General features: G+C 73.9%; 19 protein-coding genes. 6 read left to right on the top strand and 13 right to left on the bottom strand.

Annotated elements, in window-relative coordinates; genetic code table 11:
* Window positions 1–272: 272 nt before the first annotated feature.
* The 3 genes from AC3ANM_RS18940 to AC3ANM_RS18930 all read right to left on the bottom strand — a co-directional run bounded on the left by AC3ANM_RS18940 (window position 273) and on the right by AC3ANM_RS18930 (window position 3,006).
* On the bottom strand, window positions 273–1,373 hold the full coding sequence (locus AC3ANM_RS18940; protein ID WP_488285963.1) for a cell wall-binding repeat-containing protein: 1,101 nt from the start codon (window positions 1,371–1,373) through the stop codon (window positions 273–275).
* Window positions 1,374–1,799: 426 nt separating this feature from the next.
* Window positions 1,800–2,315: a putative immunity protein gene (locus AC3ANM_RS18935; RefSeq protein WP_488285962.1), complete on the bottom strand. Its 516-nt coding sequence runs from the start codon at window positions 2,313–2,315 to the stop codon at window positions 1,800–1,802.
* A 124-nt stretch (window positions 2,316–2,439) separates the two neighbouring features.
* On the bottom strand, window positions 2,440–3,006 hold the full coding sequence (locus tag AC3ANM_RS18930) for a cysteine hydrolase family protein (RefSeq protein ID WP_488285961.1): 567 nt from the start codon (window positions 3,004–3,006) through the stop codon (window positions 2,440–2,442).
* A 184-nt stretch (window positions 3,007–3,190) separates the two neighbouring features.
* Between AC3ANM_RS18930 and AC3ANM_RS18925 the strand changes: the two genes are divergently transcribed.
* Window positions 3,191–3,562: a VOC family protein gene (locus AC3ANM_RS18925; RefSeq protein WP_488285960.1), complete on the top strand. Its 372-nt coding sequence runs from the start codon at window positions 3,191–3,193 to the stop codon at window positions 3,560–3,562.
* 150 nt (window positions 3,563–3,712) lie between these two features.
* Here the strand turns inward: AC3ANM_RS18925 and AC3ANM_RS18920 are convergent, their stop codons facing one another.
* The 8 genes from AC3ANM_RS18920 to AC3ANM_RS18885 all read right to left on the bottom strand — a co-directional run bounded on the left by AC3ANM_RS18920 (window position 3,713) and on the right by AC3ANM_RS18885 (window position 13,053).
* Entirely contained in the window at window positions 3,713–4,555 is an 843-nt protein-coding gene (locus tag AC3ANM_RS18920) for a sulfurtransferase (RefSeq protein ID WP_488285959.1), read from the bottom strand.
* A gap of 264 nt (window positions 4,556–4,819) precedes the next feature.
* Window positions 4,820–5,296: a hypothetical protein gene (locus AC3ANM_RS18915; RefSeq protein ID WP_488285958.1), complete on the bottom strand. Its 477-nt coding sequence runs from the start codon at window positions 5,294–5,296 to the stop codon at window positions 4,820–4,822.
* 178 nt (window positions 5,297–5,474) lie between these two features.
* Window positions 5,475–7,403 carry a DUF6541 family protein gene (locus AC3ANM_RS18910; protein WP_488285957.1) on the bottom strand — a complete coding sequence of 643 codons (1,929 nt, stop codon included), beginning with the start codon at window positions 7,401–7,403 and terminating at the stop codon, window positions 5,475–5,477.
* Entirely contained in the window at window positions 7,400–8,137 is a 738-nt protein-coding gene (locus AC3ANM_RS18905; protein ID WP_488285956.1) for an ABC transporter ATP-binding protein, read from the bottom strand. The genes AC3ANM_RS18910 and AC3ANM_RS18905 overlap by 4 nt, the downstream gene beginning before the upstream one ends.
* Entirely contained in the window at window positions 8,137–8,994 is an 858-nt protein-coding gene (locus AC3ANM_RS18900; RefSeq protein WP_488287982.1) for an ABC transporter permease, read from the bottom strand. Before AC3ANM_RS18900 ends, AC3ANM_RS18905 begins: the two co-directional genes overlap by 1 nt.
* A gap of 2 nt (window positions 8,995–8,996) precedes the next feature.
* Window positions 8,997–10,976: a glycosyltransferase gene (locus tag AC3ANM_RS18895; RefSeq protein ID WP_488285955.1), complete on the bottom strand. Its 1,980-nt coding sequence runs from the start codon at window positions 10,974–10,976 to the stop codon at window positions 8,997–8,999.
* Window positions 10,973–12,157: a UDP-galactopyranose mutase gene (gene glf / locus AC3ANM_RS18890; protein ID WP_488285954.1), complete on the bottom strand. Its 1,185-nt coding sequence runs from the start codon at window positions 12,155–12,157 to the stop codon at window positions 10,973–10,975. Before glf ends, AC3ANM_RS18895 begins: the two co-directional genes overlap by 4 nt.
* Window positions 12,154–13,053: a glycosyltransferase gene (locus AC3ANM_RS18885; RefSeq protein ID WP_488285953.1), complete on the bottom strand. Its 900-nt coding sequence runs from the start codon at window positions 13,051–13,053 to the stop codon at window positions 12,154–12,156. The genes glf and AC3ANM_RS18885 overlap by 4 nt, the downstream gene beginning before the upstream one ends.
* Window positions 13,054–13,269: 216 nt before the next feature.
* On the opposite strand from AC3ANM_RS18885, the gene glfT1 reads away from it, so the two are divergent.
* The 3 genes from glfT1 (at window position 13,270) to AC3ANM_RS18870 (ending at window position 16,361) form a co-directional block, all read left to right on the top strand.
* Window positions 13,270–14,244: a galactofuranosyltransferase GlfT1 gene (gene glfT1 / locus AC3ANM_RS18880; RefSeq protein ID WP_488285952.1), complete on the top strand. Its 975-nt coding sequence runs from the start codon at window positions 13,270–13,272 to the stop codon at window positions 14,242–14,244.
* 84 nt (window positions 14,245–14,328) lie between these two features.
* A complete protein-coding gene (locus AC3ANM_RS18875; RefSeq protein WP_488285951.1) occupies window positions 14,329–14,754 on the top strand; it encodes a YciI family protein in 426 nt (141 codons plus the stop codon).
* A 257-nt stretch (window positions 14,755–15,011) separates the two neighbouring features.
* Window positions 15,012–16,361: an RNA polymerase sigma factor gene (locus tag AC3ANM_RS18870; protein ID WP_488285950.1), complete on the top strand. Its 1,350-nt coding sequence runs from the start codon at window positions 15,012–15,014 to the stop codon at window positions 16,359–16,361.
* On the opposite strand, the gene AC3ANM_RS18865 is transcribed toward AC3ANM_RS18870, so the two are convergent.
* Together AC3ANM_RS18865 and AC3ANM_RS18860 are read right to left on the bottom strand one after the other, a co-directional pair.
* The gene (locus tag AC3ANM_RS18865) at window positions 16,277–17,527 is read right to left on the bottom strand and encodes a hypothetical protein (protein WP_488285949.1); all 1,251 of its coding nucleotides are present in this window, start codon (window positions 17,525–17,527) and stop codon (window positions 16,277–16,279) included. The genes AC3ANM_RS18870 and AC3ANM_RS18865 overlap by 85 nt on opposite strands.
* A 232-nt stretch (window positions 17,528–17,759) precedes the next feature.
* Window positions 17,760–17,945 carry a hypothetical protein gene (locus tag AC3ANM_RS18860; protein WP_488285948.1) on the bottom strand — a complete coding sequence of 62 codons (186 nt, stop codon included), beginning with the start codon at window positions 17,943–17,945 and terminating at the stop codon, window positions 17,760–17,762.
* Window positions 17,946–18,095: 150 nt separating this feature from the next.
* Here AC3ANM_RS18860 and AC3ANM_RS18855 point away from each other — a divergent pair, with 150 nt between their 5' ends.
* Together AC3ANM_RS18855 and AC3ANM_RS18850 are read left to right on the top strand one after the other, a co-directional pair.
* Window positions 18,096–19,607 (top strand): MFS transporter, encoded by a 1,512-nt coding sequence (locus AC3ANM_RS18855; protein ID WP_488285947.1) that lies wholly within the window; start codon window positions 18,096–18,098, stop codon window positions 19,605–19,607.
* Window positions 19,608–19,830: 223 nt separating this feature from the next.
* On the top strand, window positions 19,831–20,688 hold the full coding sequence (locus AC3ANM_RS18850) for an NAD(P)-dependent oxidoreductase (protein WP_488285946.1): 858 nt from the start codon (window positions 19,831–19,833) through the stop codon (window positions 20,686–20,688).
* Window positions 20,689–20,790 lie beyond the last annotated feature (102 nt).

Genomic DNA, 20,790 nt, shown 5'->3' with positions numbered 1-20,790 from the left:
GAGAGTAGAGCCTGTCGCCAGCGGCAGGAGGGCCGATCTGCCGAATGCGCTGACCGAGGTGACACGCGACCGCTGTGGCGCGTTTGTGGCACACGAGATCCAGGTTCGACCCCTCACTGCGTCAACCAACCACCCCCAACTGAGCACGAATCCGGCCGCGACGCGGACCCACCAGCCCGTTCCGGACGCCTCATCATCCGTCGGCCGTCGGTTCAAGCCCGACCAGCCTCACCACACGTCCTCCGCGGGGCGGCGCCCCACAGCCTCGCCCGTCAGCAGGGCTTGAGCGCGAGGGCGGCGTCGGAGACCACTCCAGTGCCGCCGACGGCGGTACGTCGCGGCGACTGGAGCCGGTTGACCTCGGCGAGGATGCTCGCGGGCACGCAGTCCTTCCTCGTGGGGAGCAGGGCGTAGCGCACGCTTGCGGGCGAGACGACCGGTGCCACGGTGAGGGAGTCCGACAGGCTGGTGCCGCTGGTGAGGAAGATGTCCTGCGCGGGTGTCTGCGGGAGCGAGAACCGCGAGACGGCCGCCGCGGTCGCGTAGCGGTCGGCTCCGGACAGCCGGGTGAACCGGGCCTGCGGCAGCACGGCGCGGACCTCACGCTCGACCGCCGAGGAGACCGCCCCGGTGCCCCCGACGATGATGACCTCCTGGAACCCCTTCAGCGCCTGTCGGGTGGACGCGGGCAGGGACGTGGCCGTCGTGAGCAGCAACGGGGACGCGAGGACGGGGCTGCGGCGGTGCGATGCCAGGGCGCCGGCCGTGACCCCGTCGGCCAGCGAGAGGCCGTTGGCGAGGACCACCGTGGCCGGCCCCTCGGTGCCGCCGTCCGCTGCGTCGGTGTAGACGTGGAACGGGATCAGCTTGACCGCCGTGGCGAACCGGTCGGCACCGGCGATGCGTGTGACGCGTCCGTGCGTGGCGACCTGGGCGGCCATCGGCGAGCTGACCGCGCCCGTGCCCCCGACGAGGTAGATGTCGGAGGGGTGGAGTCGGTCGAGCTCGCGCGCGACGACCGCGGGCAGCGTGCCGTTGGGCGGCACGAGCAGCACGGGGCCGCCGAGGCTGCCTCCTGCCGGCCCGGCGGCCAGTGCGTCGGCGAAGTCGGCGCCCGAGGCGATGAACACCGCCGGCACCGTGCCCGGGAACGACGCACGGGAGACCTCGACGGCCGTCCCGTACCGGTCCGCCCCCGCGAGGCGCCGGGTCGTGGCAGGTGCTGCTGCGCCTCCTGCCGCGGTGGACGCGGCACGGAGCCCGGTGGCACCCGCGCCGGCTGCGCCATACGCAGGGGTGCTGAGCAGCCCCACGGCGGCGACAAACCCGCAGATCGATGTTGCGACGACGGTGCTGACGATCCGACGAGTCACGGTTTCCCTCTCCCCCGGCGCCGCCCCCTGCGGCCCCCCTGGCACGCCGCAACCCTACCCGGTGCGTCCCTCCAGCCTCCCCTCCACCGGGAGCTGGCGAACGTCTGACGCCCACGGGCTGCCCGAGGGCGTGGCGCACGAAGAGACTCCCACCGACACCGACGCATGGCCCCCACGGAAGCCGCGGCGTCAGCGGCTGAGAACACCCGGCCGGGCACGCGCCGTTCAGCAACAACAAGGGATCCGGCTCGTTGCGACGTCGCGAGCTCCCGCGTGCTCAGCCGACGGGGCTGGCTGCTCAACCCCGCCGGCCCGTTGTCCGTACCCGGTTCGTGGCCGGCCAACACACATCAGCTCCGGGCCGGTATTGGCCAACCGTCGAGGTCGCGACGCCAGCGAGAGGTGTGTCCACGTCGCGACACGCCCTCAGCAGTCGAACACCGACCAGCAGATGTCGTTGCGCAGCCGCTGGTCGTCGAGGACGAGCGCGCGGATCGCCTCCGGGAGCTGCTCGTGCTGCCACCGGCACTCCTGACGCCCGGCCCACTCCGCCTCGCCTTCTGGCGCGGCAGCGCGCGCGGCCTTGATCGCGTAGGCCGCGGCCCCGAGCTCGTGCGCGGCGACGTGGGCGACGACCGCCGCCTGACCGGCGGCGTAGGCGGCATGGCGTGCGGCGCCACGCAGGTCCCTGGCCGCGCCCATCGCATGGCCGCCCGCCGTGCGGGCCTGGGACATCCTGATCTCGCCACGCGCCCAGGCCCGGGCCTGCTCGATCGCCTGGCGCGGTCGCCGGTCCTGCGGCCGTTCCGACTCGAACCGGTGAAGGACGTGCTCGGCGCACGATGCCGCCCACAGGGCGAGGAGCTGGTGGTCCCGGTCGGTGAGGGTCCCGCCGCGGCGGATCGTGACGAAACGAGGGTCGCGGACCTTCGGCAGGATCACGCACGGCTCCCTTCTGCTCGCAGCCGCCCCACGCCCGTCACGACACCTGGCGCCGGCACTGACGACCCGCGCGGACCACCTGGCTGACCCGGCCGTGACCAACCCGACCCGAGGGCGCCTCGGCTCAGCCGCGGGAGATCGCGTCGAAGTCGACGTCGGCGGTGCTGACCGTGCCTGCGGTCCGGCCGGGAGCCCGGTGGTTCTGCCAGTACAGGTTCGTGTGGGCGATCACCTTCTCCGGCGGCGGAGCGCCCCAGGCCGAGAGGTCCTCGGTCGTGTGCGCGTCGGCCACCAGCGTCGCGTCATAGCCCCGGACGATCGCGCCGTGCAGGGTCGAGCGGATGCACTCGTCGGTCTGGGCGCCGGCGACGACCAGGTGCCCGATGCCGCGCGCGGCGAGCACCGACTCCAGGTCGGTGTCCTCGAACGAGTCGGGGAAAGCCTTGTGCACCAACGACTCCGACTCCCGAGGCACGAGCTCGGAAACGTAGCGCCAGCCCTCGCTGCCGCGGGTCAGGTTGTCGCTGCTGTGCTGGACCCACACCACGTCGACGTCGGCGGCACGGGCCCTGTCGACCAGAGCCGCGATGTTGGCCACGACGGCGTCGCGGTCGTGGGCCTCCCCCACGACGTCGCGCTGCACGTCGACGACAAGCAGCGCGACGTTCGGCCGGTTGACGAGCGTGGTCATGGCAACCCCCTCAGGTGGTGTGCAACCAGGTCACGCCCAGCGTAGGCCCGGGCACCGACAGCGCCCGCTCTCTCGCTCATCCCGCGCTAGTCCCTTCGCTCGATGCGGCCCCCTGCCACCCGGCCCATGCTGGCCGCGGGCCGCGCATCCGGCGGCCAGTGCCGGGACCTGGAGGAGGCAGACGATGATCGGGGCGACGATGGTGGTGGCCACCCTTCCGGTCACCGACCTGGACCGGGCCAAGGCGTTCTACCACGACGTCCTCGGGCTGGAGGTGCTGTGGGAGACCCCCGCCGGGGTGCGGTTGCGGTGCGGCGACGTCAGCGAGATCTCCCTCTTCAAGCGGCCGCCGGTCACCACCGAGCACACCCTGGCCCACTTCGAGGTCTCCGACATCGAGGCGCTGGTCAAGGACCTGGAGGCCAAGGGCGTGCAGTTCATCGACTACACCGAGGGACCGCTGACCACCACCGGGCACATCGCCCCGATCGGCCCGGCCCGCGGCGCATGGTTCCACGACCCCGACGGCAACACCCTCGGCCTGCGCCAGGCCTAGTCCCCTCCGCTCCCCCGACCTTCACGTATCGCGCCCAGCCGGGCACGCGGTCCGGTCGCCTTCGCCCCGTTCAGGCTTCGTGTCAGGGCAGGTATGGCGGGCGGCCGGCTGCGCCGCACGGCCCACCTCCACGTCCGGTCGCCTCCGCGCTCAGGGACCGGTGGCGACCTCCCGGGAGGGGTCGGCGACCCACTCACTCCACGACCCGACATACAGGGCGGCGTCGAACCCGGCGAGCTGCAGCGCCAGCACCTGGTGGGCCGCCGTGACCCCGGAGCCGCAGTAGGCCGTGACCGGCCGGCCGTCGGCCAGGCCGAGCCGCTCGAAGCGCGCACGCAGCACCTCCGGCGACCGGAAGAGCCCGTCGGCCGTGGTGTTGTCGAAGGTCGGCGCCGACACCGCCCCCGGGATGTGGCCGGCCACCGGGTCCAGCGGCTCCACCTCACCGCGGAACCGCTCACCGAGGCGGGAGTCGAGCAGGTGACCGCGCGCGGCGAGCTCAGGGACCTCCCCCACGGTCACGACCGGCAGCCGCCCGGGCGTCGCGACGAAGTCGCCGGGCTCGACGGCCCCGACAGGACCGGACTCCACCGGCAACCCGGCGCGGACCCAGGCGTCGTAGCCGCCGTCGAGCACCCGCACGTCGTCGTGGCCGTGGTGACGCAGCATCCACCACAGCCGCGCCGCGATCGTCGAGTCCCGCTGGTCGTAGGCGACCACGGGCCGTCCGCCGCTGACCCCGAGGCGGCGCATGGTCGCCTCGAACGCCTCGACCGGCGGGAGCGGGTGCCGCCCCCCGGCCCCGGGCGGCCCGGCCAGGTCGGCGTCGAGGTCGGCCCGGACGGCACCCGGCAGGTGGCCCTGCAGGAAGCGTTCCGCCGGGGGCGGGTCCTGCCGGTCCCAGCGGACGTCGACCACCGTCACCGGCCTCCCCGACCGGATCAGCGTCTCCAGCTCCGCCACGCCGATCAGCGGGCTCCGCTCGTCCGTCACCTGGTGCTCCTCCCCGAGAGGCGTGCTCCCTTGCACGCTGTGCCGAGGCTAGGGCCGCTCTGCGGTGGTTCCAACCTCGGCACGGCGATCCTGCCTCGGCCCGGCCCTCGGAGGCGGCGCCGGCGTGCGGCTGCCTCCCACCACGGCAACCAACGACGGCGTCCCACCACGGCGACCGACCACGGCGATCGACCACGGCGACCAGCCGGCAACCGGACGCGGCGACCGAACGCGGCGACCGGTTCCGGCGACAGGCCCGGGTCGTCAGGCAGCCGGCCCCACCGGCTCGACCGTGGCCGCCAGCCCCGCCGCCACCCGGTCGCGCAGCTCACGCAGGCGCGTGGCCTGGCCGGCCAGGCCGTTGAACCCGGCGCGCACCCGCTCCGAGCCGGCCCGTGGCGTCATCGCGAACGCCAGCTGGAGGCCCGCCCGCAGCAGCGCCTGGCGCAGGTAGAGGTGAGTACCCACCTCGGCGGCCAGGGCCGCCCGGTCACCGTCGAAAGGCACGCCGTCGAGCCGCAGCCCGAGCCGGTGGTAGTCCACGATCAGCGCTCCCGCCCGCCGGCTGACCACCCCGGTGGCCGGCGTCGGCTCCCCGCACGCCGCCAGCGCCCAGTCGGTGCCGCGCTCCATCCACGCGGCTTCGTCGAGGACGTCGAGCAGCAGCTCGAGCTGCACGCGTGGCGACGGCCCGACCGCCCGCGTGCCGGTCCAGGGCCAGGTCCGCCAGAAGGAGCCCATCTGCACCCCCTCCTCCGATGGTCCGGAGTCTGCGCCCCCGCCCCGGCAGCGTCAAGGCAGGACCCCGGAGGAGCCCGGCTGACCCGCGAGGTCATGGCATGGCGTGGGCCGCGGCGTGCAGCACCTCGGCCCGCATGTGCCCGACCTCGCGGCCGACCGCCGGGATCGACCGCGCCCCTCAGACCGTCCCGCAGGCGGTCACCCGGTACAGGGTGAGCCGCCCGCCCGTGGCCACCGGCACGAAGCCGGGGCGCCCCGCGACCTGCAACCCGTCATACAGGTGCTGTCGCGCGTCGGTGAGCCAGAACGTGCTGGGCCCGTCCAGGACGTAGCCCACGTGCAGGCGTCGGGCCGCGCGGCAGACGTCCGGGTTGCTGGTCGCGTCCGCCATCGAGTCGGCCAACAGCGTGCGGTCCGGGCCCCACGTGCCCGCCAGATGGGGGAAGAGCGCCACGCGGTGGCTCAGCGCCTGCCCCAGGGCGGAGCCGTTCCAGGGGCTGCCGGCGACGACCGTCCCGGCGGGGACGAGGGAGTCCAGGCGCTGCAGCAGGTCACGCTCACCGGCGCCCACGAGCTGGTCCCGGGAGTAGTACCAGGTCCCGATACGCCGCGCGTCCGCGCGGACCGCCAGGGCCACCAGCGCCAGCAGGCAGGCCGTGAGCGCGACCGGCTGGACCCAGCTGCCGCGCCGGACCGCGGCCCGCCACCACGGCGCCCGGCTCACCGCGGCCCAGACCGGGCCCAGGCCCAGGACCGCCAGGGGCAGGCCGGTCACCGGGAGCATCGCACCCAGCCGGAAGGCGTCGTTGTACCAGGGACCGGTCAGCGCCTGGGAGATCGGACCGTCGGAGGAGACCGCCAGGAGGTAGAGCCCGGCCAGCAGCAGGTGGCACACCCCGAGCCACCACAACCGCGAGCGCAGCGCGACGACCAGCCCCACCACCGCGAGCGCGGCGGGGACCAGCGCGACGGGGGCGTGCGAGGGAGCCACCAGGGACACCTCGCCCAGGGCCTGCGCCGCCGACTCCCACGCCGGCCAGTCCGTCCCGCGGGTCACGGCGAACACCGGGGACAGCGCGATGACCCACAGGTCCACCAGCACCGCCACGACGATCGCGCCGGTCACCAGGAGGACGCTGGTCCGCGACGGCCGGCGTTCCTGCACGGCCCACCGGCGCACGGCCGCGATGGCCAGCACGGGGGTCAGCACCATCAGGGCCACGACCGTGTTGGGGTGCGCCAGCGCCAGTCCCGGCAACGCCGCACCGGCGACCAGGCCGGCGCGCAGCCGACCGATGCGGTCCTGCCGCGCCAGGCCTGCGGCGGTGGCCAGGAGCGCCAGCGTCGCCGGCAGCAGCGCCGTGCCCAAGGCGTTGGGCCAGAGCGTGCCATAGGAGAGCAGCGTGAACGGGAAGGCGGTGAACCCCGCGGACAGCAGCCCGGCCGCGACCAGCCCCGGCACCGCCGGACCGAGGGCCTGCCGGACCAGCAGGACGCATCCCGCCGGCCAGACCACCGCGGCGACGGCCACCGCAACGGCGTTCGCCGACGCCGGGATCGAGGCCCCGGACAGGTGCGCCACCAGGGACGTCACGCCGTGCCACGCCGCGGGGTAGAACCCCTTGCCGGCGGTCGGTGTGGTCATGGCCCCGAGGTCGAGGCTGGAGGCGTCGCCGCCACTCAGGACCCGGCCCACGGCGTTGAGGTGGAACACTGCGTCGTAGGTCTGCGGGATCGCCTCGGGCGAGCGCACGCCCCGCGCGACCGCCAGCGCCGCCGCGACTCCCCCGCCCGCGAGGCCGGCCACGGCCCACAGCCGCACCCGGCCCGGGTCCTGGGAGGGGACCGGCCGCGCATACCGGCCCAGGACCGCGGCCGCAGCGGCCGCGACCACCAGCCCGGCCAGCACCACCGGCGCGCCCCACGGCAGACCGAGCAGGGCGGCGAGGACGGCGACGACCGAGGTCAGCGTCACCGACAGCGGCGCCGCGGCCCCCCACGCCGGTATGCCGCGCAGCCCGGCCAGGCGCGCGAGGACGGCCCCGGGGACGGTGAGCAGGACGGCGGCGACCAGGACCGCGGGCAGGCCGGCGAGCCAGGCGCTCACCTGGCCGCCTGCTGCATGGCGCCCACCGCCTCGGAGACCGCGCCGTCGTGGACCACCCTCCCCTGCTGGAGCACGACGCCTCGGTCGCACAGGCGCTCCACCAGCGGCAGGTCGTGGCTGACCACCACCAGCGTGCGTCCCTCGGCCGAGAGGCGCTCGATGCGCTCCAGGCAGCGGCGGCGGAACGGCTCGTCCCCGACGGCGAGGATCTCGTCGACGAGGAAGACGTCCGGGTCGGTGTGCACCGCGACGGCGAAGGCCAGGCGCAGGAACATCCCCGAGGAGTAGAAGCGGACCTGGGTGTCCAGGAACGGCCCGATGTCGGCGAACTCGACGATGTCGTCGAAGCGGGCGCGGACCTCCGACTCGCTCATGCCCAGGATGGAGGCGTTGAGGAAGACGTTCTCCCGGCCCGTCAGGTCAGGGTGCAGGCCCGCGCCGACCTCGAGCAGCCCCGCCACCCGGCCGCGCAGCCGCACCCGGCCCACGTCGGGAGTCATGACCCCCGCCATCAGCTTGAGCAGGGTCGACTTGCCCGACCCGTTGCGGCCCAGCAGGGCCAGCGTCTGCCCCTGCGGCACCGTCAGGTTGATGTCGTCCAGGGCGACGAAGTCGTTGTGCCGTTCCCGCCCCTGCACCATCCACACCAGGCTCTCCTTGAGTGAGTGGGTGTGGCGCAGGCGGAAGCGCTTCGTGGCGCCGTCGACCTCGACGGCGATGGGTCGCGTGCTCATCACAGCTCCTGCGCGAAGCGACCGGACAGGCGGCGGAAGACCAGCTGGCCGACGACGATCAGCACCGCGGTCATCCCGAACGCTACCGCCGTCTGGCCCAGCAGCCCCGGAGGCGTGGTGTTGGCCGCGGTCCCGGAGGTCCACGTGCCGCGGTGGATGAGCTCCACCGCCACCGTGAGCGGGTTCAGCTGGTAGATCGTCAGCCACACCGACCCCGCACCGAAGACGTCCGCCACGCGCTGCCACGGGTAGAGCACCGGCGAGGCCCAGATGAGGACCATCAGCACGAGGTCCACCACGTTCTCCACGTCGCGGAAGAGCACGTTGAGGGCACCCAGCAGCAGGCCCAGCCCCAGGGCGAGGAGCAGCACCAGCGCCAGTCCCGCCACCAGCGCCAGCAGCCCGATCGGGTCGGGGCGCCACCCGGTCAGCAGGGACCCGGCCAGGAGCACCACGACCTGCGGGGCCAGGTGCACCACGGCCACGCAGATGCTGGCGACGGGGAACAGCTCCCGGGGAAGGTAGATCTTCTTGACCAGGTCGGCGTTGGCCACGACCGACCGGGCCGCGTTGCCCAGCGCCTCGCTGAACGTCGTGACCACGACCAGCCCACCGAAGAGGTAGACCGGGTAGTTGCCGATGGCCCGCTGCTTGAGGATCAGGCCCATCCCGACGAGGTAGACCACGAACTGCACCGCGGGCTTGACGTAGGACCAGCCCAGGCCGAGCACCGAGGCGCGGTAGCGCACCCGCAGCTCCTTGCGCACCAGCAGGGTCAGCAGGAACCGGCGCCGGGCGACCTCCAGCAGGCCGCCGCCCCACCCCTGGACGGCGAGCGGCGGCTCGTTCTGGACCACCGTCACGGAGCCGTACCTCCGGGGCCGTCCAGGGTCTTGCGCCAGGCGTCCTCGCCGGCGAGCTCGGCGAGCGCGGCCTTGTAGCGGCGGGCCAACGCCGGCCACTCACGCAGCAGTCGCTGGTGGGTCGCCACGGCCTCCCGCACCGCGCGCGCCGTCTCGGCGCGGTCGCGGCGGTGCCACGAGACGCCGGTGCCGTCGGTCGTGGAGACCAGCGCGGAGTCGAGCCGGGACAGGGTCCACCACCCGGCGTCGACCGCGGCCACCACCCGCTCGGGGTGGTCCTTGGCGGACGCGGGCACCGGCTTGACCTGGCGGACCAGGCCGGCGGCCGCCGTGGCCATCGTGGCCAGGGTGGAGCCGGGCTTGCGGGTCACCACGTCGCGCTTGCGGGGGCGGGGCGAGTGCACGGGGGCGAACTCGTCCGGGTCCGGCTTGACCATGGCGTCGGTGTGGGCGGACCGCAGGGCCCGGACCTGGCCGAGCTTGGTGGGCAGCTGGGCGTGCAGCAGCTCGGGTCCGGCCAGCACGTCCATCAGGGCCTGCTGACGCAGCTGCGCCGCGGAGTACTGCATCGCCATGAGGTGCTTGAGCTGGATGGCCAGGCTCTCCCGCACCATCCGGCCGCCGTGCTCGAACTGCGAGTGCAGCAGGGCCGCGACGAGGCGGTTGCGGGCGTGGAAGTAGGCCTGCCAGTCGACGCTGTCGTCCTTGTCGGTCCACGGCACGTGCCACACGGCCGCGCCGGGCAGGGACACCGTGGGGAAGCCGTGGGCGGCGGCGCGCAGCCCGTACTCCGCGTCGTCCCACTTGATGAACAGCGGCAGGGACAGCCCGACCTCGCGCAGCACGGCCGTCGGGATGAGGCACATCCACCAGCCGTTGTAGTCGACGTCGACGCGCCGGTGCAGCCACGGCGTCGAGCGCAGGTTCGACCGGGACAGGTCGTGGTCGTGCTCGGTGGGAGCGGCGGGTGCCCACCGGAACTGCCACGGCAGGACGACCTCGGCGAAGGCGTGCAGCACCGAGCGCTCGTGCATGCTGAACATGTGCCCGCCGACCACGGTGGGCTGCCGGGTGAAGTCGGCGAAGGCCACGGCCCGCGCGATGCCCTCGGGCTCGCAGACGACGTCATCGTCCAGCAGCAGCACGTGGTCGCTGCGCCCGCCGTCCAGCGTCTCCATCATGGCGCGGGAGAAGCCGCCGGAGCCACCCAGGTTGGCCTGCTCGATGATCCGCAGCCGGTCGCCGAGCAGCCCCTTGGCGGCCGCGAACCCCTGGTCGTCGCGCACGTGCTGGTTGCCCTGGTCGACCACGAGGACCTGGTCGACGACGTCGCGCAGCTCCTCGGCCTCGCCGAGCTGGCGCAGCAGGGCGGTGCAGTAGGACGGGCGGTTGAAGGTCGTGATGCCCACCGTCACCGTCGAGGCATGGCGCCCGGTCTCGGGCACCAGCCACTGGGCCTCCTCGAGTCTCAGGTCCTCCTGCCCGGCGACGAGGTCGAACCAGTACCAGCCGCCGTCGCCGAACGCCTTCAGGGGCAGCTCGACGACCTGCTCGTCCGAGCCCTCCAGCTGCCGGGAGGCCACGCGGGCCGTGGCACCACGGGCGGAGGAGCGGTAGACCAGCAGGGTTCCGGCGCCCTGGGTGCGCACGCGCAGGACCACCGTGTCGACCACCGTCCACCGCCGCCAGTAGGCGGCGGGGAAGGCGTTGAAGTAGGTGGCGAAGGACGTGCGTTGCCCGGCGCCGACCCGGTAGGAGTACCGGCCCTGGATCTGGTCCGGCTGCTGGGTGGAGGGTGCCGGGGCGAACACCGTGGCGCCGCTCTCGCTCTCCACGGGCAGCGGGACGTGCTCGCCGTCGACGTAGAGGGGAAGGACGTCCAGGTCGCCCTCGGTGGGCAGGACGACGCGGGCGACGACCCGCAGGTCGCCGAGCGCGACGGGGTTCTCCGGGGACAGCTGGTCGGAGTCGCTCATCGGGCCGCCTCCACCATCGCGCGGCGACCCCGCATCAGGTCGTCCAGGTCATTGTCGGCCAGGCGCAGCGCCGAGGCGATGGCCATGTGCATGTCGAGGTACTGGTAGGACCCGAGCCGTCCGCCGAACACCACCTGCCGCTCGTCCCGCTCGACCTGGGCCAGCTCGCGGTAGCCCAGCAGCCGGTTGCGGTCCTCGGCGGTGTTGACCGGGTAGTAGGGCTCGTCGCCGGCGTCGGCGAAACGGGAGCGCTCCCGCACGATGACGGTCTTGTCATCGGGGTAGGTGCGCTCGGGGTGGAAGTGGCGGAACTCCAGGATCCGGGTGAAGTCGACGTCCTGGTCGGCGTAGTTCATCACCGGCGCCCCCTGGAAGTCGCCCACCGGCAGCACCTCCTGCTCGAAGTCCAGCGTGCGCCAGCCCAGCGGCCCGTGGGCGTCGGCGAAGTAGCGGTCCAGCGGCCCGGTGTAGACCACCGGCACCTGCCCGACGACGGCCGACCGGGACAGCTCGTGGCCCTCCTCGAGGAAGTCCACCCCGAGCCGCACGTCCACCTTCGGGTGGTCGGCCATCCGGCTCAGCCACGCGGCATACCCGTCGACGGGCAGGCCCTCCCAGGTGTCGTTGAAGTAGCGGTTGTCGTAGGTGAGCCGCACCGGGAGCCGGCTGATGACCTCGGCCGGCAGGTCGGTGGGGTCGGTCTGCCACTGCTTGGCGGTGTAGCCCTTGATGAACGCCTCGTAGAGCGGACGGCCGATCAGCGAGATGGCCTTCTCCTCGAGGTTGGCCGGCTCGCCGCTGACCTCCCGCGCCTGCTCGGCGACGAGGTCGGCCGCGGCCGCCGGGCCGAGGTTGGCGCGGAAGAACTGGTTGATCGTGCCGAGGTTGATCGGCAGCGGGAACACCTCGCCGGCGTGCACGGTCCAGACGCGGTGCTGGTACGGCGTGAAAGCGGTGAAGCGGTTGACGTAGTCCCACACCCGCTCGTTGGAGGTGTGGAACAGGTGCGCGCCGTAACGGTGCACCTCGATCCCGGTCGTGGGCTCGATGTCGCTCCAGGCGTTGCCGCCGACGTGGTCGCGGCGGTCCACCACGACGACGTCGAGGCCTCGCTCGGCTGCGCGCTCGGCGACGGTCAGGCCGAACAGGCCCGAGCCGACGACGACGAGGTCGGCCCTCATCGGCGAGCCGCCCGTCGGGACAGCAGGCGTCGATGCGTCACGGGCAGTGAATCCACTGATGGTGATCCCTCCGATGGGGTCGTGAAGGTACGGCGGTACAGCGCCCGGCGCACGACCACGGGGATGACCCGGTAGCCGCCGCGCACGAGCAGGTTTCGGGTCAGCTGACCCGGGGTCGTGAAGCCCTCGGCGCGCAGGTGGCGCTGCAGGGCGATCTCCGAGCGGAGCAGGCGCAGGCCCCCGCGCCGGTGGTAGGCGCCGGCGTCGACGCGGTACTGCACCAGCGGCTCGGCGACGTTGGCCACGCGGGCACCCCCGTCGATCATCCGCGTGAACAGCCAGTAGTCCTCCAGCAGCGGCAGCTCGCGGTAGCCGCCGGCCTCGAGCACCGCCGAGCGGCGGTACACCACGGTGGGGTGGTTGAACGGGCTGCGCAGGCGGGCTGCGGCGGCGATGTCATCGGGCTCCAGCGGCGGCACGCGCAGGGTCCCGTCGCCGTCCGGGTCGGTGTCGGAGAACTCCACCAGGGCCGAGCCGACGAGGTCCGCGCCGGCCTCGATGACCGGGAGCTGCACGGCGAACCGGTGCGGCAGGCTCACGTCGTCGGCATCCATACGGGCGATGACCTCGTAGCGGCAGGCGGACAGGCCGCACTGCAGGGCCTGCGCCAGGCCGACGTTGTGGGTCAGGCGCAGCCGGCGCACCGGCACGGGGCTCTCGGACTCGATCCGCTCCAGCGCGGAGGCCAGCCCCGGGGTGATCTGCCCGTCCTGGACGATCACCACCTCGGCCGGGGGACGCAGCTGCTCCTGGACGGTGCTGCGGAACGCCCGTTCGACGTGCGCCGGGTCATCGCCCCGGTACACGGGCAGCAGCAAGGAGAAGGGGGTGCTCACCGTAGGCACGGTAAAAGCCCCACCTGAGGGAAACTTGAACAAAACATGACAGGCTCCTAACCCCCGCCTGTCCCCCTGACGACGCAGGTTGGCGCGAGGTCCCTCATGACACGACCGTACTCCCCCGGAGGCGCAGATGGGCTCGGCCATATGGACGGCCCACGGCGTTCACCTGTGCGTCAGATTTCACTCAGAATGCGCTCCTACGGTGACTTCGTGAGCATCAGAGACCCCAAGGTCGTCTGCGTCATCGTCACGCGTGACCGCGCGACGCTGCTTCGCCGCTGCCTGGACGCCGTGGCCCGCCAGACCCGCCCGCCGGACCACCTCGTGGTGGTGGACAACGGAGCCGACGCCGAGACCGAGTCGATCGTGCGCCGGGCCGGCGTGCCCCACACCTACCTGAGCTCGGCCGCCAACCTCGGCGGCGCGGGCGGCTTCGCCTACGGCATCCTCCACGCCCGGGCGCTGGGGGCCGACTGGGTCTGGCTCGCCGACGACGACGGCCGCCCCGCCGACCCGTGGGTGCTGGGCCGCCTCCTGGTCACCGCGGCCGACCACGACCTCGACGTGGTCTCCCCGCTCGTGCTCGACGAGGCCGACCCGGAGCAGCTGGCCTTCCCGCTGCGCCGGGGCCTGACCTGGGTGCGCCGCCGGGCCGACCTCGGCATGGAGGTGCTGCTGCCGAACGTCGCGAACCTGTTCAACGGCGCGCTGTTCTCCGTCCGCGCCCTGGAGGCCGTGGGCGTGCCGGACCCGCGGCTGTTCGTCCGCGGCGACGAGGTGGAGATCCACCGGCGGCTGCGCCGCAGCGGGCTGCGCTTCGGCACCTGCTCGGCGGCCGGCTACCTGCACCCGCAGGGGCGCGACGACTGGGCGCCGCTGCTGGGCGGCCGGCTCTCCGTGCTCGTGCCGCAGGACCCCGCGCGCCGGGACCTCACCTTCCGCAACCTGGGCTACCTCACCTCCCAGCCCGGGCTGCGCTGGCGCCGGGCACCGGACGCCGCGCGATACGTCTGGTACTTCCTGGTCGTCCGGCGCGACGTGCACGGCTTCAACCAGTGGCGGCGGATGAGCCGGGCCGGACGGCTCGAGCGCTTCGTCGTCCCCGATCCCGCCGGCCCTGCCGGGGGCGGCGGACCGTCGCTGGCGGCGCCGCCGAAGAACGATGCCTCGGGAATGTCGATCTGAGCCCTGCCAGGGCGACGCATGGGTGGAGGCTGGCTCAGGGAAGCACAGCCCGGACCGACACAGCGAGTGGGAAGAGGCAGATCGATGCGGTTCATGGTGATGGTGAAGGGCAACGACAAGACCGAGGCGGGCGTCCTGCCCACCGAGGAGCAGCTGGCCGCGATGGGCCGGTTCAACGAGGAGTTGGTCAAGGCCGGCATCATGCTGGCCGGCGAGGGCCTGCACGACTCCTCCACAGGCGCCCGGGTCCGCTTCGGCGAGGGCGGGAGCAGCACGGTGGTGGACGGACCGTTCACCGAGTCCAAGGAGCTCGTCGCCGGGTTCTGGCTCTGGCAGGTCCGGTCCCGCGAGGAGGCCCTCGAGTGGGTGCGCCGCGCCCCCTTCGAGCCCGGGGACGAGATCGAGGTCCGCCAGGTCTTCGAGGCCGAGGACTTCGGCGACGCCTTCACCCCGGAGCTGCGCGAGCAGGAGGAGCGCCTGCGCGAGCAGGTGGCGGCCCGGCAGGACTGACAGCAGGCGTATCGCGCGGGGCGGGCCTGGTGGCCCGCCCCGCCGTGCGTGCCGGCGGCCCCGGCGCCGCGGCCCGCCCTCGCCGGCGTGCGCAGGGTTGCGCGCGCAGGTTGTCCACGCAGGTTGCCCGCGCAGGTTGCCCGCGCGGGTTGCCCGCGCGGGCTGCCAACCGTTCCCGCTGTCCCTCGCACTGCCGCTGGGCCCGTTATCCGGAGCCAGTGGGGCCCTCCTTGCGCCCGGGGTGCCCGGCTTGTGGGATGGGTGTTGTGAGCGACCCCCAGAGCACCCACCGGGCCATCGAGGCGGTCTGGCGGATCGAGTCGGCCAGGCTCATCGCCGGCCTCGCGCACGTCACCCGGGACGTGGGCCTGGCCGAGGAGCTCGCCCAGGACGCCCTGCTGGCCGCGCTGGAGCAGTGGCCCGATGAGGGCGTCCCCCGCAACCCCGGCGCCTGGCTGATGACCGTTGGCAAGCGCCGGGCGGTCGACCACTTCCGCCGCGAGGAGCGCCGTGACCGCCGGCACGAGCAGCTCGCGCACGAGCTCGAGCAGCACGCGGAGGACCCGGCCCTGGCCCGGGCCGAGGAGGAGATCGAGGACGACCTGCTGCGGCTGGTCTTCACCGCCTGCCACCCGGTGCTGTCCACCGATGCCCGGGTCGCACTCACCCTGCGGGTGCTGGGCGGCCTGAGCACCGACGAGATCGCCCGGGCGTTCCTCGTCCCGGAGCCGACGATGGCGCAGCGCCTGGTGCGGGCCAAGCGCACCCTCACCGCCAAGGCGGTCCGCTTCGAGGTGCCCCAGCCGGCCGAGCTGCCGGGACGGCTCGCGTCGGTCCTGGAGGTCGTCTACCTCGTCTTCAACGAGGGCTACTCGGCGACGGCGGGCCAGGACTGGCTGCGTCCCGAGCTGTGCGCCGACGCCATGCGGCTGGGGCGGGTGCTCACGGGGCTGCTGCCGCAGGAGCCGGAGGTGCACGGCCTGGTCGCCCTCATGGAGATCCAGGCCTCCCGCACCCGCGCCCGCACCGGACCCGACGGGGCACCGGTGCTCCTGCTCGACCAGGACCGCGGCCGCTGGGACCAGCTGCTGGTCCGGCGCGGCCTCGCGGCCCTCGCCCGGGCCGAGGCCCTCTCCCCCGGCGTGCCGGGCCCCTACACGCTCCAGGCGGCCATCGCCGCCTGCCACGCGCGCGCCCGCACGTCAGCCGCGACCGACTGGTCGCGGATCGCCGCCCTGTATGCCGTGCTGGCCCGCGTCTCGCCCTCACCCGTGGTCGAGCTCAACCGGGCCGTCGCCGTCTCGATGGCCGAAGGCCCCGGCGCCGGACCCGAGGCCGCGCTCGTGCTGGTTGACGCGCTGGTCGCCGAGGGCAGCCTGGCGCGCTACCACCTTCTCCCGGCCGTCCGAGCCGACCTGCTGCTCCGGCTCGACCGGCCGCGGGAGGCCAGGGACGAGCTCGAGCGGGCGGCGGCCCTGACCCGCAACGCCCGCGAACAGGCGCTGCTGCGGCAGCGGGCGGCTCAGTGCGTGCCGACGGACTCGGCCACGGCGGAGGCCGCCTCGCGCAGGACCGGGTCGCTGTCGGCGGACGTGCCGTCGAGGTAGCCGGCCTCGGCCACGCCCACGATCTCGTCGGCCTGCACGGAGGCATAGCCCGAGGACGGCATGTGACGCGGGCCGCCGGCGAAACGACGCCCCTCGCGGAGCAGGTCGTTGATGTTGCCCGTGCCGTCACCGTCGAGGACCGCCTTGATCCGCGCCGCGGCGTCGGGCGAGGGCATCTCGATGCGGGAGACGACGAAGAGCACCTTGCGGCCCTTGACCGTGCCGGTCCCGACCGAGCGGGTGGCCTTCACGCAGTTCTCGCCACGGAACGAGGCCTTGACCTTGCCGCGCGAGTGCTGCGCACAGTCGGTGATGGTGTCGCTGAGGCGCACCTGGAAGCCGTACGGCGCGGCCGCACCGGCCGCCGCGCTGCTGCCGGCCTTGCCTGCAGCGGTGCCCGAGGGGGTGGAGGAGCCGCCACCGGCGAAGGCCCACACGGCGAGGAGGATGACCACCAGAGCGCCGGCGACGATCGCCCAGCTCGGCACCGACCGGCGCGGGCGGGCGCCCTCCGACCGGGAGGCCGGGGCGTAGTCGTCGGGGGTCGGGGGGATCTCGGGGCGCTGGAACTGCATCGTGTGCGCCGCCGACGATGCCGAGGCAGCAGCAGCCGGCATCGCCATCTGCGCCGTGGGGTCGTAGTCGAGCGGGGCGACCGGGGTCACCTCGGGAGCGCCGCTGCTGGACTGCGGCAGGTCGGGATTCACCGGGGGGCTGGCCGGCCGCAGCGCCTGGGTGGCCTGCGCCGCGCGGGCGGAAGCCGCCGCCCAGGCCGCGGAGGGCGCCACCGAGGGGACGAACTGGGTGGCCTCGCCGCTCACCGGCGCCATGGTGTGCGTGGCGTCGGGGTCGACGGGCCGGCCACCCGATGAACCGGTGACCGGCGTCATCGCCTGGGTCGCCTGCGGGTCGGCGGGACCGGAAGCGGCTGCCGCCCCGGTCACCGGCCGCATCGCCTGGGTCGCCTGGGGGTCCGTGTGGGGATCCGCCTGGGCGGGGGCCGGACCCGCAGCGGGGGTCGGCGCGGCAGGTGCCGCCGGCGGCGTCGCCGGGGCCTGCTGCTGCGACGGCGCGTCGTCCGGGGCGGCGCCGCCGGACTGACGCTCGTTGGAGCGACGCACCAGCTCGGCGATCCGGGCGGCGGCGTCGTCTCGGTCGGTGCTCACCGGCCGGCGCAGGGACGAGGCATCGAAGAGCGTCTCGTCACTCGACCGGTTCGCGTCAGGCGTCTCAGGCTGGTTCTCGGACATCGTCTCCCAGCATGCCCGTTTCGTCCCCGGTGAGCCAAATGCACTGAACGGAAAGGGGATCGCACCGGCTGCCGTGCGTCACCGAACCATGCCCCCTGTCTGCGCCCCTGTCCGTGCCCGGGCCCTGCCTCCTGACAGGGCCCGCGGGTCACCACAGACCGATGGCCAGGAGCAGCAGCAGCACCACCAGCACCACGGCCCCCAGCGCCAGGCTGGTGCCGATATCGCGCTGCACCTGCTCGTACGGACGGTCGGGGTGCTCGGGGTCGTGCGGGTACGGCTTCGTGGCGGACGGGTCGCCAGAGTCCTGCGGGCGCCGGTGGGGCAGTCTCATGTCGCCTCCTCGACCGCCCAACGACGCCGGCCCCGCCGGGGTCACGGCTGCGGTCACCCCGTCACCGGGAGCCAGGCACGTGCCGCCGATCCAGGGGGCCACCCGGCATACCGGGGAATGAACCGCGCACCGCGCGCGGTTGCCCCCGGGGTGACGGACTCCGCTGCGCCGCCCCCCGAGCCGACCCTCGAGTCGACCCCCGCGCACACCCCTGAGCCGAGCCCGGACCCCCGGCGCTGGAAGGCCCTGGCCGTCTGCCTCGTGGCCGGCTTCATGACGTTGCTCGACATCAGCATCGTCAACGTCGCGCTGCCGTCCATCCGCGAGGGCATCGGCGCCTCCCCCAGCGACCTGCAGTGGGTCGTGTCCGGCTACGCGCTGACCTTCGGCCTGGTCCTCGTGCCCTCCGGCCGCCTCGGCGACGCCCGCGGCCGGCGCACCATGTTCATCGTCGGGGTGGCCGTGTTCACGCTGAGCAGCCTGCTCGCCGGGCTCGCGCCGACGGCCCTGCTGCTCGTGGTGGCCCGCCTCGTGCAGGGCGTGGGCGGCGGCATCCTCAACCCGCAGGTCACGGGCCTGATCCAGGAGCTGTTCTCCGGGCGCGAGCGCGGCCGCGCTTTCGGCATGCTCGGCACCGTCATCGGCATCTCCACCGCCGTCGGGCCCATCCTGGGCGGCCTGATCATCCGGCTGCTCGGCGTCGACGCCGGGTGGCGGTGGATCTTCTTCGTCAACATCCCCATCGGCGTGGCCGCGATCCTGCTCGCCCTGCGGCTGATCCCCGCGGGTCACCGCGAGGCCGCCGCCAGCCGGCGCGACCTGGACCCGCTCGGCGTGACCCTGCTCGGGACCGCCGTGCTCGCCCTGCTCCTGCCGATGGTGCAGGAGCAGCAGTGGCAGGGCGGCGCGAAGTGGTGGCTGCTCGTGGTCGGGGCGGTCCTGCTGGTCACCTTCATCCTGTGGGAGAGGGCGTATGCGTCGCGCGGCCGCACGCCGCTGGTGGACCTCACGCTGTTCCATCTGGGCAGCTACAGCACGGGTTCGGCGCTGGCGCTGGCCTACTTCTCCGGCTTCACCGGCATCTTCTTCGTCCTCACCCTCTACTTCCAGGGCGGGCTGCACTACACCCCGCTGGCGGCCGGTCTGGCGGTGACGCCGTTCGCCGCCGGGTCCGCCGTCGCGGCCGCGGTCGGTGGCCGGCTGGTCATGCGGGCCGGGCGCCCTCTGGTCGTCGGCGGCCTCGGCACCGTCGTCCTGGGGCTGGCGCTGACCGATCTAGTGGTCACCCGCGGCGGGCAGTCCTCGAGCACCGGGTGGGCCACGGCGCTGCCGTTGCTGCTGGCCGGGATCGGCAGCGGACTGGTCATCTCCCCCAACGTCACCCTCACCCTCAGCGAGGTCCCGGTGCGCCGGGCCGGCTCGGCCGGCGGGGTGCTCCAGACCGGGCAGCGGCTCGGGACGGCCGCCGGCATCGCCCTGGTCGGCTCGATCTACTTCGCCACCCTGGCCTCCTCCCGGGGCGACTTCGGGCTCGCCGCCAGCCACGGCCTGCGCGCCGCCGTCGTGCTCACCACCGTCTCCCTGGTGATCGGGATCGGCGACCTCGTGCTCACCCGCCGCCGTGCCGCCGTCGCCGCACAGGCGTCGTCGGGCGACGTGTAGACGTCGCCGCGTCGCCGCGTCGTCGAGCCGCCGACTCCCCGCCGCGACGGATCCTGACGCGGCGCCCGCCCACCAGTCCCGCCCACACCAGATTCCGCAGCACCGGACCCGCCCACACCAGGCTCCGCCCACACCAGACTCCACACGCACCACACCCGGCAGACACAGACTCAGCACACCCAGACCGCACACAGACCCGCATGCACCAGACGCAGGAGGAACCATGACCGCACGCCCCACCATCGCCCTGCTCGGCACCGGCACCATGGGCGCCGGCATGGCCCGCAACCTTGCAGCCGCCGGCCTGCCGGTGCGGGTGTGGAACCGCAGCCGCGACAAGGCGGCGCCGCTGGCCGAGGCCGGGGCGACCGTGGCCGACACCGTGGCGGAGGCCGCCACCGGCGCGGACGTGGTCATCACCATGCTGTTCGACGCCGACAGCGTGGCCGCGACCATGGAGCAGGCCCGCGGCGCGCTGGCCCCCGGCACCCTGTGGCTGCAGCAGACGACGGTCGGGGTCGCCGGCTGCGCCCGGCTCGCGGCCCTGGCCGAGGACCTCGGCGTCGTGTTCGTCGACGCTCCCGTGCTCGGCACCCGCAAGCCGGCCGAGGACGGCACCCTCGTGCTGCTCGCCTCCGGGCCGGAGTTGGCGCGCGAGACCCTCGAGCCCGTCTTCGCCGCGATCGGGTCGCGCACCATGTGGGTGGGCCCGGCCGGTGCCGGCTCCCGGCTGAAGCTGGCGGCCAACGCCTGGGTGCTCACCGTCGTCGAGGGCATCGCCGAGTCCCTGGCACTGACCCGGGCGCTCGGCCTCGACGAGCGCCTCTTCCTCGAGGCGATCGCGGGTGGGGCGATGGACGCCCCCTATGTCCAGCTCAAGGGCTCGGCCATGATCGAGGGGGACTTCTCCCCCTCGTTCGGCCTCGACGGGGCCGCCAAGGACGCCGACCTCATCGTCACGGCGGCCCGCGCAGCCGGTGTCGACCTCGCCGTCCTCGAGGCCGTGCGCTCCCACCTCGCCCGGGCCCTCGACGCCGGCCACGGCGCCAAGGACATGGCGGCGACGTTCCTCGAGCACTGAGGGCGCCTCGAGCGCGCGGCACCCTCGAGGGCTCACTGAGGTGTCCGGCCGGCGCCCTGCGGGGCGCCGGCCGGCGCTACGGTCCGGTCACGACCGGAGAAA

The sequence above is a fragment of the Oryzihumus sp. JJN4-3R genome (assembly GCF_057747915.1).
Note: the sequence above shows the minus strand (reverse complement) of the source record. Positions and strands in the feature narration are given on the sequence as shown.

Bases quoted from the DNA above. Each gene is read 5' to 3' on its own strand.
- AC3ANM_RS18915 (WP_488285958.1), bottom strand. From the start codon at position 5,296: ATGGGCTCCTTCTGGCGGACCTGGCCCTGGACCGGCACGCGGGCGGTC.
- AC3ANM_RS18870 (WP_488285950.1), top strand. From the start codon at position 15,012: ATGGGTGTTGTGAGCGACCCCCAGAGCACCCACCGGGCCATCGAGGCG.
- AC3ANM_RS18875 (WP_488285951.1), top strand. From the start codon at position 14,329: ATGCGGTTCATGGTGATGGTGAAGGGCAACGACAAGACCGAGGCGGGC.
- AC3ANM_RS18860 (WP_488285948.1), bottom strand. From the start codon at position 17,945: ATGAGACTGCCCCACCGGCGCCCGCAGGACTCTGGCGACCCGTCCGCC.
- AC3ANM_RS18850 (WP_488285946.1), top strand. From the start codon at position 19,831: ATGACCGCACGCCCCACCATCGCCCTGCTCGGCACCGGCACCATGGGC.
- AC3ANM_RS18895 (WP_488285955.1), bottom strand. From the start codon at position 10,976: ATGAGCGACTCCGACCAGCTGTCCCCGGAGAACCCCGTCGCGCTCGGC.
- AC3ANM_RS18925 (WP_488285960.1), top strand. From the start codon at position 3,191: ATGATCGGGGCGACGATGGTGGTGGCCACCCTTCCGGTCACCGACCTG.
- glf (WP_488285954.1), bottom strand. From the start codon at position 12,157: ATGAGGGCCGACCTCGTCGTCGTCGGCTCGGGCCTGTTCGGCCTGACC.
- AC3ANM_RS18930 (WP_488285961.1), bottom strand. From the start codon at position 3,006: ATGACCACGCTCGTCAACCGGCCGAACGTCGCGCTGCTTGTCGTCGAC.
- AC3ANM_RS18905 (WP_488285956.1), bottom strand. From the start codon at position 8,137: ATGAGCACGCGACCCATCGCCGTCGAGGTCGACGGCGCCACGAAGCGC.